15 protein-coding genes and 3 pseudogenes are annotated in these 15,606 nt (G+C 26.5%); 14 read left to right on the top strand and 4 right to left on the bottom strand.

Annotated features, from left to right (window positions below; genetic code table 4):
* The first annotated feature begins 269 nt into the window (after positions 1-269).
* From AACL02_RS11870 to AACL02_RS11855, 4 genes are all read left to right on the top strand, one after another.
* Entirely contained in the window at positions 270-1,085 is an 816-nt protein-coding gene (locus tag AACL02_RS11870) for an IS1595 family transposase (RefSeq protein WP_339043742.1), read from the top strand.
* A gap of 113 nt (positions 1,086-1,198) precedes the next feature.
* Positions 1,199-1,594, top strand: a complete 396-nt coding sequence (locus AACL02_RS11865) for a hypothetical protein (protein WP_339041777.1) — start codon at positions 1,199-1,201, stop codon at positions 1,592-1,594.
* Positions 1,594-2,415, top strand: a complete 822-nt coding sequence (locus AACL02_RS11860; protein WP_339041775.1) for an IS1595 family transposase — start codon at positions 1,594-1,596, stop codon at positions 2,413-2,415. Before AACL02_RS11865 ends, AACL02_RS11860 begins: the two co-directional genes overlap by 1 nt.
* A gap of 132 nt (positions 2,416-2,547) precedes the next feature.
* Positions 2,548-3,438, top strand: coding sequence for a hypothetical protein (locus tag AACL02_RS11855; RefSeq protein WP_339041773.1), 891 nt, complete (start codon positions 2,548-2,550; stop codon positions 3,436-3,438).
* A gap of 419 nt (positions 3,439-3,857) precedes the next feature.
* Here the strand turns inward: AACL02_RS11855 and AACL02_RS11850 are convergent, their stop codons facing one another.
* A complete protein-coding gene (locus AACL02_RS11850; protein ID WP_339041771.1) occupies positions 3,858-4,679 on the bottom strand; it encodes an IS1595 family transposase in 822 nt (273 codons plus the stop codon).
* On the opposite strand from AACL02_RS11850, the gene AACL02_RS11845 reads away from it, so the two are divergent.
* Positions 4,625-4,759: a hypothetical protein gene (locus AACL02_RS11845; RefSeq protein WP_339041769.1), complete on the top strand. Its 135-nt coding sequence runs from the start codon at positions 4,625-4,627 to the stop codon at positions 4,757-4,759. The two genes, AACL02_RS11850 and AACL02_RS11845, sit on opposite strands and share 55 nt — an antisense overlap.
* 123 nt (positions 4,760-4,882) lie before the next feature.
* Positions 4,883-7,267, top strand: a complete 2,385-nt coding sequence (gene secA / locus AACL02_RS11840) for a preprotein translocase subunit SecA (protein ID WP_339041767.1) — start codon at positions 4,883-4,885, stop codon at positions 7,265-7,267.
* A gap of 57 nt (positions 7,268-7,324) precedes the next feature.
* On the opposite strand, the gene AACL02_RS11835 is transcribed toward secA, so the two are convergent.
* Together AACL02_RS11835 and AACL02_RS11830 are read right to left on the bottom strand one after the other, a co-directional pair.
* Positions 7,325-7,588 carry a hypothetical protein gene (locus tag AACL02_RS11835; protein ID WP_339041765.1) on the bottom strand — a complete coding sequence of 88 codons (264 nt, stop codon included), beginning with the start codon at positions 7,586-7,588 and terminating at the stop codon, positions 7,325-7,327.
* On the bottom strand, positions 7,588-7,797 hold the full coding sequence (locus AACL02_RS11830) for a hypothetical protein (protein WP_339041763.1): 210 nt from the start codon (positions 7,795-7,797) through the stop codon (positions 7,588-7,590). The genes AACL02_RS11835 and AACL02_RS11830 overlap by 1 nt, the downstream gene beginning before the upstream one ends.
* On the opposite strand from AACL02_RS11830, the gene AACL02_RS11825 reads away from it, so the two are divergent.
* Positions 7,743-8,564 (top strand): IS1595 family transposase, encoded by an 822-nt coding sequence (locus AACL02_RS11825; RefSeq protein WP_339041761.1) that lies wholly within the window; start codon positions 7,743-7,745, stop codon positions 8,562-8,564. The two genes, AACL02_RS11830 and AACL02_RS11825, sit on opposite strands and share 55 nt — an antisense overlap.
* 720 nt (positions 8,565-9,284) lie before the next feature.
* On the opposite strand, the gene AACL02_RS11820 is transcribed toward AACL02_RS11825, so the two are convergent.
* Positions 9,285-9,797, bottom strand: coding sequence for an IS1595 family transposase (locus tag AACL02_RS11820; RefSeq protein ID WP_281749673.1), 513 nt, complete (start codon positions 9,795-9,797; stop codon positions 9,285-9,287).
* Positions 9,798-11,570: 1,773 nt separating this feature from the next.
* On the opposite strand from AACL02_RS11820, the pseudogene AACL02_RS11815 reads away from it, so the two are divergent.
* From AACL02_RS11815 to AACL02_RS11795, 7 genes and pseudogenes are all read left to right on the top strand, one after another.
* Positions 11,571-12,691, top strand: a pseudogene (locus tag AACL02_RS11815) (IS3 family transposase).
* A 51-nt stretch (positions 12,692-12,742) separates the two neighbouring features.
* Positions 12,743-12,928: pseudogene (locus tag AACL02_RS12585) on the top strand (BspA family leucine-rich repeat surface protein); the annotation flags it as partial.
* A gap of 216 nt (positions 12,929-13,144) precedes the next feature.
* A complete protein-coding gene (locus tag AACL02_RS11810) occupies positions 13,145-13,837 on the top strand; it encodes an IS1595 family transposase (protein WP_339043741.1) in 693 nt (230 codons plus the stop codon).
* Between the two features lie 65 nt (positions 13,838-13,902).
* Positions 13,903-14,007 (top strand): annotated as a pseudogene (locus tag AACL02_RS12580) (BspA family leucine-rich repeat surface protein); the annotation flags it as partial.
* A gap of 42 nt (positions 14,008-14,049) precedes the next feature.
* The gene (locus AACL02_RS11805) at positions 14,050-14,412 is read left to right on the top strand and encodes a BspA family leucine-rich repeat surface protein (protein WP_339041759.1); all 363 of its coding nucleotides are present in this window, start codon (positions 14,050-14,052) and stop codon (positions 14,410-14,412) included.
* A 159-nt stretch (positions 14,413-14,571) separates the two neighbouring features.
* Positions 14,572-15,192 (top strand): ribonuclease H family protein, encoded by a 621-nt coding sequence (locus AACL02_RS11800; RefSeq protein WP_281748496.1) that lies wholly within the window; start codon positions 14,572-14,574, stop codon positions 15,190-15,192.
* Positions 15,193-15,215: 23 nt separating this feature from the next.
* Entirely contained in the window at positions 15,216-15,602 is a 387-nt protein-coding gene (locus AACL02_RS11795; protein WP_338974171.1) for a hypothetical protein, read from the top strand.
* The last annotated feature ends 4 nt before the right edge of the window (positions 15,603-15,606 follow it).

Raw genomic sequence — 15,606 nt, 5'->3', positions numbered from 1 at the left:
AAATTAAATCTTTTACATTATTACGAATTTCAAAATTTACAAAAATACAAATTGAGTCATTTACGTCATTACAAATTCCTCTTTTTACAGCAGAACAAATTCGTTCATTTACATCATCACAAATTTTACATTTTACAGAAACACAAATTTCTTCATTTTGGTCATGACAAATTCAATCATTTACACCGATTCAGATTCAGTCATTTACAACAGAGCAGATTAAATTTTCGGACTTCTCCCCACATGTACTTGTGGAGGGAATAATGAAACTGAATGAATTCAACAATGCTTTTCAAACTGAACAGCAATGTCTTGCATATATAGCAAATTTGAAAGAAAACAAATGTATTAGGTGTTTTAGTTTTAATTTGAATAATTCTGATTTAAAAAGAATGAGATGTTTAAAATGTAATCAAACATTTAGCATTCTCACAGGCACCATATTTTCAAGGTCACAAACATCTTTAACATCTTGGTTTTATCTTATCTTTAGATGAATAAACACCAAACATGGAATTCCATCAACAGATATTGCAAAAGAATTGGGAGTGACTTTGAAAACTGCTTGAAGAATGACTCATAAGATCAGAACACGTATTGCAAAACAAAAACCTCAATTTATTGTTGAAGGTACAGTGCAAATTGATGAAATGTATCTTTCACATATGGGTTTTAAAAAACAAGGAAGATCCTTGGTGAATAAAACCTTGATTGTTGGCATTTATCAAAAAACAACCAATAATTTAATTGTGAAAGTATTGAAAAACGCAAAGAGTAAAAATCTTTTGCAGTTTGCAAAAAACCACATTTCTTCAAAATGTCTTGTATATACTGATTCTTGAAAAGGATATTGCGATTTTAAATCAGTTTTCACTAAGCATGAAACAGTTAACCATCAAGACGGCTATGTTTCAAAAATTGGTGTAAATACCAACCAAATTGAATCAGTTTGAAAACATATAAGAAGAACATTTAAAACACATATCAAAGTTGCAAAACATCATGTTCATTTATATGCTAAAGAAGCTGCATATAAATTCAACAAGATACCTAGTTTTGAAACTGTAATTCTATGTTTGATTTAAAAATGTGGGGAGAAGTCCGTAGATAGGCTTTTCTCAGCATTTATGTGATAAAATTAAAATAGTACATAAAGGGAGAAAAGCCTAAATTTTTTACGTTATCACAAATTCAGTCATTGATAAAAGAACAGATTCAATCGTTGACAAAAGTACAAATTGTTTCATTGACAATTGAGCAAGTTTCACATTTAACAAAATTTCAAATTCCATTATTTACAACCGAACAAATTAAATTATTTACTTCTTGACAAATTTTACATTTTACAACGGATCAAATTAAATCTTTTACATTATTACAAATTCAATTCTTAACAGAAGAACAAGTTCCATTTTTTACAGAAAATCAGATTCAAGCATTGACATCAATTCAAATTGAGTCATTTTTGCCGTTGCAAATTCCAAATTTTACAGAAAAACAAATTCCATATTTTACAGCAGAACAAATACCATTTTTTACAGCAGCACAAATTCAAGAACGGACTTCTCCCCACATGTACTTGTGGAGGGAATAATGAAACTGAATGAATTCAACAATGCTTTTCAAACTGAACAGCAATGTCTTGCATATATAGCAAATTTGAAAGAAAACAAATGTATTAGGTGTTTTAATTTTAATTTGAATACTTCTGATTTAAAAAGAATGAGATGTTTAAAATGTAATCAAACATTTAGCATTCTCACAGGCACCATATTTTCAAGGTCACAAACATCTTTAACATCTTGGTTTTATCTTATCTTTAGATGAATAAACACCAAACATGGAATTCCATCAACAGATATTGCAAAAGAATTGGGAGTGACTTTGAAAACTGCTTGAAGAATGACTCATAAAATCAGAACACGTATTGCAAAACAAAAACCTCAATTTATTGTTGAAGTTACAGTGCAAATTGATGAAATGTATCTTTCACATATGGGTTTTAAAAAACAAGGAAGATCCTTGGTGAATAAAACCTTGATTGTTGGCATTTATCAAAAAACAACCAATAATTTAATTGTGAAAGTATTGAAAAACGCAAAGAGTAAAAATATTTTGCAGTTTGCAAAAAACCACATTTCTTCAAAATGTCTTGTATATAATGATTCTTGAAAAGGATATTGCGATTTTAAATCAGTTTTCACTAAGCATGAAACAGTTAACCATCAAGATGGCTATGTTTCAAAAATTGGTGTAAATACCAACCAAATTGAATCAGTTTGAAAACATATAAGAAGAACATTTAAAACACATATCAAAGTTGCAAAACATCATGTTCATTTATATGCTAAAGAAGCTGCATATAAATTCAACAAGATACCTAGTTTTGAAACTGTAATTCTATGTTTGATTTAAAAATGTGGGGAGAAGTCCGTAGATAGGCTTTTCTCAGCATTTATGTGATAAAATTAAAATAGTACATAAAGGGAGAAAAGCCTTCAAGAATTAACAGTTGAGCAAGTTCCGACATTAACAAGAGAACAAATTGTGTCATTAACAAAACCACAAATTAAAGCATTGACACTATTACAAATTCCAATAATTACACCAGCACAAATTCAAATATTTGTATGTACACAAATTATTTTGTTTAGGCCATTACAAGTTTCAGTATTTACATCTACACAAATTTCAGCATTGAAATTTGAACAAATTCGTTCATTGATAATTGAGCAAGTAGCAGCATTTACAAAAATACAAATTTTACATTTAACGGAAGACCAAATTCAATCATTGACGCCTATACAAATTAGGTCATTTAATGTTAAACAAATTCCATATTTTACATTTTTTCAAATTCAATCATTTATGCCTTGACAAATTCAATCCTTAACAAAAGATCAAATTTCAGTTTTTACAGAAGTTCAGATTCAAGCATTGACATCAATTCAAATTCAGTCTTTTTGGTCATGACAAATTCAATCATTGACGCCTATACAAATTAGATCATTGTTACCTATTCAAATTGCATCGTTTTTGCCATCACGAGTTTCAAAATTTATAGAAATACAAATTGTATCTTTTACAAAAGAGCAAATTCAGTCATTTACAAAAGAACAAGTAGTTTCACTGACATCATTGCAAATTTTAGCATTGACACCAGACCAAATTGTATCATTTTTGCCGTTGCAAATTCAAGTCTTTATACCAGAACAAATTCCATATTTTACAAAAGAGCAGATTCAAGAGTTGACAATGGAACAGATTCAGTCTTTAATAGCCCAACAAATTCAAGCGTTTACAAAGGACCAAATTCCATATTTTACAGATATGCAAATTCAATGGTTTAGAACTGACCAACGTAAATTTTTTAAAGTAATAAGAATTCCAATTATTAATAAACTAAAAACTAGTTCATTAATAATTAAAGAAAATTAATTTTTTGTAGAAGAGAAAATTGGAAAAAAAAGTAGTCAATGAAGTTTAAAAAAATTTTGATTTTTAGTTATTAGTTTCTTTTTCACAACAACTTCAATATTTAGTTTATTTTATATTTTTAAAAAAAATAAAAATCAACTTACAAAAAAAAGTAAATTAAAAAAAGAAGAAGACAACTTTAATGAAAATAGTTTAAATAAAATGTTAGAATCTAAAATTAATTTTATTGAACTTACAAAATCAGAAATTAACCAGGAATCTTTTAATAAAAGTAATATTAAATCATATAATAATCAAGTTTTTTATAGTAATTAAAATAATTATAGTAAATTATTTTGGCTTTTCTCCTTTTATGTACTATTTTAATTTTATCACATAAATGCTGAGAAAAGCCTATCTACGGACTTCTCCCCACATTTTTAAATCAAACATAGAATTACAGTTTCAAAACTAGGTATCTTGTTGAATTTATATGCAGCTTCTTTAGCATATAAATGAACATGATGTTTTGCAACTTTGATATGTGTTTTAAATGTTCTTCTTATATGTTTTCAAACTGATTCAATTTGGTTGGTATTTACACCAATTTTTGAAACATAGCCATCTTGATGGTTAACTGTTTCATGCTTAGTGAAAACTGATTTAAAATCGCAATATCCTTTTCAAGAATCAGTATATACAAGACATTTTGAAGAAATGTGGTTTTTTGCAAACTGCAAAAGATTTTTACTCTTTGCGTTTTTCAATACTTTCACAATTAAATTATTGGTTGTTTTTTGATAAATGCCAACAATCAAGGTTTTATTCACCAAGGATCTTCCTTGTTTTTTAAAACCAATATGTGAAAGATACATTTCATCAATTTGCACTGTACCTTCAACAATAAATTGAGGTTTTTGTTTTGCAATACTTGTTCTGATTTTATGAGTCATTCTTCAAGCAGTTTTCAAAGTCACTCCCAATTCTTTTGCAATATCTGTTGATGGAATTCCATGTTTGGTGTTTATTCATCTAAAGATAAGATAAAACCAAGATGTTAAAGATGTTTGTGACCTTGAAAATATGGTGCCTGTGAGAATGCTAAATGTTTGATTACATTTTAAACATCTCATTCTTTTTAAATCAGAAGTATTCAAATTAAAATTAAAACACCTAATACATTTGTTTTCTTTCAAATTTGCTATATATGCAAGACATTGCTGTTCAGTTTGAAAAGCATTGTTGAATTCATTCAGTTTCATTATTCCCTCCACAAGTACATGTGGGGAGAAGTCCGATTATTTTTTCTAACTTCGAAGAGAAAGAAAAAAATATAATATAAATACAATTTTTTTTGGGTACTAAGTTTTCTAAGTTTTTTTATGTTAAAATAATAAAGATTTTATTACTTTACAAGTAATAATAAGTATAAGTAATAATAAAGAAAAAAATGGTGATTTACTTTATGTGAGATCGTAAAATTTTACGAAAAATTAATAAACAAGTTAAGGAAATAATTAGCCTTGATGAAACAATGAGAAAAATTAAAGATGAAGAATTAGCAAATAAAACAGTTGAATTCAGAACCAGATTGGCAGAAGGTGAGACTTTAGATGATATTTTAGTTGAAGCTTTTGCGACAATTAGAGAAGCAGCACGAAGAATTAGTGGATTACATCAATATCCTGTTCAATTAATTGGTGGTATTGTTCTTCATAATGGCGATGTTGCTGAAATGCGAACTGGTGAAGGAAAAACTTTAACTGCTGTGATGCCAATTTATTTAAATGCTTTAAGTAGTAAAGGTGTTCATGTTATTACTGTTAATGAATATTTAGCAGCAAGAGATGCCGAATTAAATCGACCAATTTTAGAATTTTTGGGAATTACTATTGGCGTTAGTCTTCGTGATCATTCTACTAATCAAAAACGTGAAGCGTATTTAAAAGATGTTACATATACAACTAATTCAGAATTAGGCTTTGATTATTTGCGTGATAATATGGTTAAGGTTTATCCAGAAAAAGTTCAACGTCAGCTTAATTATGCTATCATTGATGAGGCGGACTCTGTTTTAATTGATGAATCAAGAACACCTTTAATTATTTCTGGTGGTTCAAAAAATCGTACTCCTTTATATCAAGCATCAGATGTTTTTGCAAAAACTTTAATACCTGAAGATTATAAAATTGATTGAGAATCACGTCAAATTGCATTAACAGTAACCGGTGTTAATAAAGCCCAAAAACAGTTTAATTTAAAAAATTTATTTGATATTGATAACTCGGAATTATTTCATCATATTCAAAATGCACTTCGTGCTAATCATGTTTTCAAATTAGATGTAGAGTATGTTGTTAAAGATGGTGAAATTGTGCTAGTTGATCAGTTTACTGGTAGATTAATGCCTGGTAGAGTATATAGTGATGGACTTCATCAAGCTTTACAAGCTAAAGAAAATGTTACAATTCAACAAGAAACAACAACAGTAGCTACTATTACTTATCAAAACTTTTTCCGTTTATATAATAAACTAAGTGGTATGACAGGAACTGCTAAAACCGAAGAAGAAGAGTTTGTAAAAATTTATAATATGAGAGTAATTAAGATTCCTACTAATAAACCAATTATTCGAGAAGATAAACCCGATCATGTTTTTGCTTCATTAAATGCTAAATTTAAATCTTTAATTGCAGAAGTTAAAGAACGACATACTAAAGGACAACCAATTTTGATTGGTACTGCTAATGTTGATGTATCAGAACGAATTGCTAATATGTTAACTTTGGAAGGAATTAAGCATGAGATTTTAAATGCTAAAAATCATGCTCGTGAAGCTGATATTATTGCTAGAGCTGGTGAAAAAGGATCAATTACTTTAGCAACCAATATGGCAGGACGTGGAACAGATATTAAACTTGGTAAGGGTGTTATTGAACTTGGTGGCCTTGCTGTATTAGGTACTGAAAGAAACGAAGCACGAAGAATTGATAATCAATTACGTGGAAGAGCCGGAAGACAAGGTGATCCTGGATTTTCACGATTTTATGTTTCAATTGAAGATGATTTGATGTTACGTTTTGGTGGTGAAAAATTAAAAAAAGCTTTTGCAAGTTTAGGTGAAGACTATATTAGATCAAAAATGTTAACTAGATCAATTACTAGAGCACAACAAAAAATTGAAGGTATGAATTTTGATGCACGAAAAAACTTATTAGATTATGATAATGTTATTGCTCAGCATCGTGAAGCTACATATCATCAACGTGATAATATTTTACTTGCTGATGATTTATTAGATTTAATCAAAAATATGCACAGAACAGTAGCACGTGATTTACTAAATATTTTTAATAAAGTTGTTGGTAGAGAACAGTTTATTGATTATGATGAATTAGTTAAAGGTATTGAAAATAAATTAATTAAACCTAATGATTTAATTGCAGAAAAGTTAAATCGATTAAGTATTGAAGAAAATATTGATTTAATTGTTGAAAAATCTTATAATTTTTATCTTGAAAAAAGAGAAAAATTAAATGATGTTATTATAAAACAAATTGAAAATAGTGTTATTTTACAAACTTTTGATCAATATTGAACTAATCACATTGATGCTTTAAGCAAACTGCGTGCAGGAATCCATTTGCGTGGTTATGCGCAGTTAAATCCCTTACAAGCTTATATTGAGGAAGCTTCAAAATTATTTAATCGTATGAAAATCAATGTTGCTCATCAAGTTATTATTATGTTACATAGCATTGATCCAGAACAACATCAGGTTCGTGGTTGTCAAGATGTATTGGATACAGTATTAGCAAGTAATGTTGAAACTAAAACTAAAATTGGATAATTAATCTTTATTTAAAAAACTAAGTATTAAAATACTTAGTTTTTTAAATATGTTTTTTTATTCTATTTCATTTTTTTCTTTATGTTTTCATGACTTATTTTTAAATATGTTTTTATTTTTTTTACTGTCATAAGTGACTGAAGTTGTTCAATGGGGGAAATTATTACCTTTAGTAACAGCATTATTATTATTCATGGGTACTAAATTTTTAATATAATTAGTTCCATCTGCTGTGGTGGGACGTTCATAAATAATAGTTCAATTTAAACTTTCAATTGGATCATTAAGCTTCGGTTGTGCAATAAAATTATGTCAAAACATTAAGGCACCCGCATAATCTCGACGGTATAATTGTGGATTAAAATTATTGATAATTTCTCCTTTATTTCATACTTCTTCAATTTGTTGTGGCGTTCATATTGCTTGTTCATTATTATTATCGGACTTCTCCCCACATGTACTTGTGGAGGGAATAATGAAACTGAATGAATTCAACAATGCTTTTCAAACTGAACAGCAATGTCTTGCATATATAGCAAATTTGAAAGAAAACAAATGTATTAGGTGTTTTAATTTTAATTTGAATACTTCTGATTTAAAAAGAATGAGATGTTTAAAATGTAATCAAACATTTAGCATTCTCACAGGCACCATATTTTCAAGGTCACAAACATCTTTAACATCTTGGTTTTATCTTATCTTTAGATGAATAAACACCAAACATGGAATTCCATCAACAGATATTGCAAAAGAATTGGGAGTGACTTTGAAAACTGCTTGAAGAATGACTCATAAAATCAGAACACGTATTGCAAAACAAAAACCTCAATTTATTGTTGAAGGTACAGTGCAAATTGATGAAATGTATCTTTCACATATGGGTTTTAAAAAACAAGGAAGATCCTTGGTGAATAAAACCTTGATTGTTGGCATTTATCAAAAAACAACCAATAATTTAATTGTGAAAGTATTGAAAAACGCAAAGAGTAAAAATCTTTTGCAGTTTGCAAAAAACCACATTTCTTCAAAATGTCTTGTATATAATGATTCTTGAAAAGGATATTGCGATTTTAAATCAGTTTTCACTAAGCATGAAACAGTTAACCATCAAGATGGCTATGTTTCAAAAATTGGTGTAAATACCAACCAAATTGAATCAGTTTGAAAACATATAAGAAGAACATTTAAAACACATATCAAAGTTGCAAAAAATCATGTTCATTTATATGCTAAAGAAGCTGCATATAAATTCAACAAGATACCTAGTTTTGAAACTGTAATTCTATGTTTGATTTAAAAATGTGGGGAGAAGTCCGTAGATAGGCTTTTCTCAGCATTTATGTGATAAAATTAAAATAGTACATAAAGGGAGAAAAGCCATTATTATTATTATTTGTTGAAGAAGTTATGTTTTGATTAATTTCATTTTGTGAATATAGTGCTTTTGCTTCTAGTGACATATATTTCTTTTTTCTACTTTTTTTAATAAAGCATATACAAGAAATTATTAAAACTATAAAATAAAAAAATTCTAATCCTCATGGAATAATGAAAAATAGTTTTTTACGAATAGTTATCACAGAAGCAAATTTATAAAAAGCAGCATATCCACCAAAGGAAAAAAATAAAATTGATCCAATAATAAAAAATAATGATATTCATAACATAATTCTAGTTAATATTAGATAAATAAAGTCATTATTTTTTAAAAAGATAAAAGGAAAAGCAACAATACCTAAAATTATGAAGCAAAAGCCCAATACTGCAATTGTCAGAGTTGGAAAAGTTAAATTGAATTTAAAAAATTTCTTAGTGATTAAATTATCAATAAGGATTAATAAATCAGTAGTTTCTCTTTTAAAGAAAATAATTCATAAAACTCAACTAATTATTAAAGTTATACTTGTTAATCATGAAAAAATTATAATAAGTCAAGGCTTTTCTCCCTTTATGTACTATTTTAATTTTATCACATAAATGCTGAGAAAAGCCTATCTACGGACTTCTCCCCACATTTTTAAATCAAACATAGAATTACAGTTTCAAAACTAGGTATCTTGTTGAATTTATATGCAGCTTCTTTAGCATATAAATGAACATGATGTTTTGCAACTTTGATATGTGTTTTAAATGTTCTTCTTATATGTTTTCAAACTGATTCAATTTGGTTGGTATTTACACCAATTTTTGAAACATAGCCATCTTGATGGTTAACTGTTTCATGCTTAGTGAAAACTGATTTAAAATCGCAATATCCTTTTCAAGAATCAGTATATACAAGACATTTTGAAGAAATGTGGTTTTTTGCAAACTGCAAAAGATTTTTACTCTTTGCGTTTTTCAATACTTTCACAATTAAATTATTGGTTGTTTTTTGATAAATGCCAACAATCAAGGTTTTATTCACCAAGGATCTTCCTTGTTTTTTAAAACCCATATGTGAAAGATACATTTCATCAATTTGCACTGTACCTTCAACAATAAATTGAGGTTTTTGTTTTGCAATACGTGTTCTGATTTTATGAGTCATTCTTCAAGCATTTTTCAAAGTCACTCCCAATTCTTTTGCAATATCTGTTGATGGAATTCCATGTTTGGTGTTTATTCATCTAAAGATAAGATAAAACCAAGATGTTAAAGATGTTTGTGACCTTGAAAATATGGTGCCTGTGAGAATGCTAAATGTTTGATTACATTTTAAACATCTCATTCTTTTTAAATCAGAAGTATTCAAATTAAAACTAAAACACCTAATACATTTGTTTTCTTTCAAATTTGCTATATATGCAAGACATTGCTGTTCAGTTTGAAAAGCATTGTTGAATTCATTCAGTTTCATTATTCCCTCCACAAGTACATGTGGGGAGAAGTCCGTAAGTCAATTATTATAATAGTTAATACTTTTCTTTGTTGAATAATTATCATCAACAGTTTCTTTAAATATCTTTTTTTTCATTTTTAAAAACCTTATAATATTTTATTGTTAATCAGTTCTATTAATTTTTCTTTTTTCATAATATCTCTCCAAAAATAACTTATTATTTTTGTGTATATTTTGTTACTGTATTATTGAATGCTTGTTGATAACATTTACCACTGCAATATATAAATTTATCACGATATAAAGAGTCAAATGTATATTCTTTCTCACATGATGAAATATAGCATTTAGTTGTAATAATTGGCATAATCTAATTAACCCCCTTTAAATTTATATTATATATTTTACATGATTTCTGTTTTATCATTTTATTAATTATTTTTTTATATTTTAAGTGTTTTATATATTAAAATTTATATTATTTTAAATAGTGCAATAGATTTAGTTAATAAGTTATTAGTATACAATTTTATGAAAAAAGTGTTAAAAAATAATTAAAAGTATGTAAAATATATTTATCTTCTTAAACTTAAGAAGTTATTGGTAAAAATTGAGGAGGATTAATTTATGAAAAAATATTTATCATTATTAATTGCAATATCATTAGTGCCGGTATTTTATTTTATTTATTAATTTAATAATAAAAAATAGTTTCAATTTAAAAATAGTTTAGTTATCGGTGAACATTTTGCAAGTACATTGATAACTTTTTATTTAATTTAAATTTAAAGATAATTGTAATGCTTTGTTTTTTATAACTTATTGTTTATTTATTTTTTTAAAAAATACTAAAATATATTTATCTTCTTAAACTTAAGAAGTTATTGGTAAAAATTGAGGAGGATTAATTTATGAAAAAATATTTATCATTATTAATTGCAATATCATTAGTGCCGGTATTTTATTTTATTTATTAATTTAATAATAAAAAATAGTTTCAATTTAAAAATAGTTTAGTTATCGGTGAACATTTTGCAAGTACATTGATAACTTTTTATTTAATTTAAATTTAAAGATAATTGTAATGCTTTGTTTTTTATAACTTATTGTTTATTTATTTTTTTAAAAAATACTAAAATATATTTATCTTCTTAAACTTTAAGAAGTTATTGGAGAAAACTTGGAGGGTGATTAATTATGAAATCATTATTAACAATTAAGTATTTTAGCAATTACAGGTAATTTAACTAATGTTATCTTAAATACAAGTTCACAAAAAATTCAACTTTTAGATAATAAAATTCAGCAAGATACAATTTACATTGACAAAGATGGAAAACAAGTGAAAACGAGTGAAGTAGATTTATCAAATATAAATAGCAAAGAGGTTATTCAAATTGGATTTTTTCAAAATCGTGGATGGGTTACACTTTATTGGACACTAATTACGTAGACAAGTGAACAAAGAAAGGAACTATAATTATGGCCAATATTAACTCATATACCGATGAATTTAAAAAACAAATAGTAGCTTTATATCAAAGTGGCAAATCAGTATCTTGCCTTGCTAAAGAATATAATGTTACAAGAGCAGCTACTTACAATTGAATTAAGCAATTTACTAATTCAGGTAGTTTTAAAACTAAAGATAATCGTTCTGTTGAAGAAAATGAATTAATTAAATTAAGAAAAGAATTAAAACAATTAAGAATGGAAAATGATATTTTAAAGCAAGCAGCACTAATAATAGGCAGAAAATAGAAATTATTGTCAAAAATAAAGTTAAATATAAAATTCGCACAATGTGTCATTTTTTAAAAATCTCTAAATCAACATATTATTTTAATTTAAAGAAAAAAGAAAATAAAATCAAAAATAATATTTATGATGAAGCTGTTATTAGTGCTTTTAAAGAAAATAAAGAAGTTTATGGTACTAGAAGATTAAAAGTCATTCTAGAAAACCAAGAAATTTATTTATCAAGACGAAAAATTAAATAAATTATGAATAAACATAATTTAATATCAAAATACACTAAATTATCATACAAAAATCATAATAACAAAGTTAACGATAGTCCAATAAACAATCTTGTTGATAGAAACTTTAATAATAGAGTTAAAAATGAAGTTATTGTTAGTGATTTAACTTATGTTCAAGTAAATGGTAAGTGAAACTATATTTGTTTATTAATTGACCTATTTAACCGCGAAATAATTGGACATAGTGTAGGTACTAAAAAAGATGCATCATTAGTATATCAAGCATTTATGCACTCAAATCGCTGTTTAAAAGATATTCAAATATTTCATAGTGATCGCGGTAATGAATTTAATAATAAAATTATTGATAAACTTTTACTAGCATTCAATATTAATCGCTCTTTAAGCAAAAAAGGTTGTCCTTATGATAACGCTGTTGCTGAAGCAACCTTTAAAACTTTCAAAACCGAATTTATTAATGATAAAAATTTTACATCATTAATCCAATTAAAATTAGAATTATTTGATTACATCAATTGATATAACAACATAAGAATTCACAGCACTTTAAACTACTTAACTCCAGTTAATTATCAAAAACAAATGTCTACCAAAAAATAGTCCTAAAAAAGGTTGCCATTCCATCGAGAAGGAATAATTCAAGTTGTTAAAATGCCAGTAACAATAGAAAAAGTATCTGATCAATTACCATCAGAAATTAGATCTTTGAAAAATATGTTTATGGATGCAAGAGAATTTAATCAAGATATTTCAAAATGAAATACATCAAATGTGGTAGATATGAGTTATATGTTTAGTAATGCTTCATCATTTAATCAAAATCTATCAAGTTGAAATATTGCACACGTAACAAATATGAGTTCGATGTTTGCTGGAGCAAAAAAATTTACGGACTTCTCCCCACATGTACTTGTGGAGGGAATAATGAAACTGAATGAATTCAACAATGCTTTTCAAACTGAACAGCAATGTCTTGCATATATAGCAAATTTGAAAGAAAACAAATGTATTAGGTGTTTTAATTTTAATTTGAATACTTCTGATTTAAAAAGAATGAGATGTTTAAAATGTAATCAAACATTTAGCATTCTCACAGGCACCATATTTTCAAGGTCACAAACATCTTTAACATCTTGGTTTTATCTTATCTTTAGATGAATAAACACCAAACATGGAATTCCATCAACAGATATTGCAAAAGAATTGGGAGTGACTTTGAAAACTGCTTGAAGAATGACTCATAAAATCAGAACACGTATTGCAAAACAAAAACCTCAATTTATTGTTGAAGGTACAGTGCAAATTGATGAAATGTATCTTTCACATATGGGTTTTAAAAAACAAGGAAGATCCTTGGTGAATAAAACCTTGATTGTTGGCATTTATCAAAAAACAACCAATAATTTAATTGTGAAAGTATTGAAAAACGCAAAGAGTAAAAATCTTTTGCAGTTTGCAAAAAACCACATTTCTTCAAAATGTCTTGTATATACTGATTCTTGAAAAGGATATTGCGATTTTAAATCAGTTTTCACTAAGCATGAAACAGTTAACCATCAAGATGGCTATGTTTCAAAAATTGGTGTAAATACCAACCAAATTGAATCATTTTGAAAACATATAAGAAGAACATTTAAAACACATATCAAAGTTGCAAAACATCATGTTCATTTATATGCTAAAGAAGCTGCATATAAATTCAACAAGATACCTAGTTTTGAAACTGTAATTCTATGTTTGATTTAAAAATGTGGGGAGAAGTCCGTAGATAGGCTTTTCTCAGCATTTATGTGATAAAATTAAAATAGTACATAAAGGGAGAAAAGCCAAAATTTAATCAAGATATTTCAAACTGAGATGTAGTTAATGTAACAACTATGCATGCAATGTTTTATGGTGCTTTATCATTTAATCAAAATTTATCTTGAAATATAATTAATGTGAGAGATATGAGTTCAATGTTTTATGGTGCTTCGTTATTTAATGGTAATATTACAAATTTACTCTATGATAATAATGTAACAAATATGAATAATATGTTTCGAAATTGTTTATCATTTAATCAAGATATTTCAAAATGAATTGTAAATGATGTTACAAGCATGCGTTGTATGTTTGCTGGATCAGTAGCATTTAATCAAGATATTTCAAAGTGAGATACTTCAAAAGTGGTGGATATGGGTTATATGTTTTATAAAGCTTCGTTATTTAATCAAGACTTATCAAAATGAAATGTAAATGAAGTATTATGACATGGATGATTTGCTAAAAATTCAGGATTTGAAAACGATCCTAACAAATTACCCAAATTTAAAAATTAAAATTTTAAAATAATAAATATTTTTTTGTGTCATTTTATTTAATTAGTAAACTCACTTGCTAATTAGCATCAGCAATATTTTTGCTTTAATTTGTCATTTTAATTAGATAAAATTTAATATTATTGTAAAATTAAAATAAACAATAGAGGAGTCATAATTATGGCAAGTAAATTTTATGCAGTAAAAAAAGGTAGAGTCATTGGAATATTTGAAAACTGGAATGAATGTGAAATACAAATTAGAGGTTTTGCTGGTGCTCAGTATAAAAAATTTGCAACTAAAAAAGAAGCTCAAGATTATTTAGATGATAAAATTCAAATAAAATCTGAAAATCACTATAAATATGAAGTAATAGCATATACTGATGGTAGTTTTAAAGAAGAAATTAATCAATTTTCTTATGGACTTGTTTTCTTAAATAATGACAAAAAAGATATATTTTATGAAAAATTTGATGATGAAAATTGAGCAAAATTAAGAAATGTTGCTGGAGAAATAATGGGTGCACAAAAGGCAATGCAGTTAGCTTTGGAAAATAATATAAAATCAATTTTAATTTGTCATGATTATGTTGGAATTAGTAAATGATGTACTGGTGAATGAAAAACTACTAAAGTAGAAACAAAGGCATATAAAGCATTTTATGATAAAATAGCAAAAGATGTTAATATTTATTTTAAATGAGTTAAAGGTCATAGTGGTGATATATATAATGATGAAGCAGATGCTCTTGCTTGAAAAGCATTTAATTTAAAAAAAATATCTAAACCAATAATTTAAATATTAAAAAGGTGGTAAATAACATGATTAATAAAAAAATAATATTAGCAAGTTGTTTAGGGAATATTATTGGAGGTAGTTTGTTTGCTCTTTCTGATTTATATCAAAAAAGAGAACAAAATATTTTTGAATTTGATATTACTTCAGCTGTAACAGTGTTTTCAGGGTGTTTTGCTGGTGCTCTTTTTGGTTTTATTTCAGGTCTTTTTTGTTGTTTAAATGATGGAGAAGATAATGGTGATTATAGAGAATTTTTTGAAAGTCAACAAATCATTGATAACACTCATTCTTTTCAATCTTCAAACGAATTTGCGCCTTTATTGCAAGAATATATTCTTGAAATTAATGATGAACAATTCATTCCTAATAATAATGCAGATCTTGTTTTTAATCCTCGTTTAGTTTATTAAATAT

This window comes from Spiroplasma endosymbiont of Apeira syringaria (assembly GCF_964020205.1).
Classification (GTDB): Bacteria; Bacillota_I; Bacilli_A; order Mycoplasmatales; family VBWQ01; genus Spiroplasma_E; species Spiroplasma_E ixodetis_A.
The sequence above is the reverse complement of the archived record's forward strand: the minus strand, read 5'-3'. Positions and strand labels throughout refer to the sequence as shown.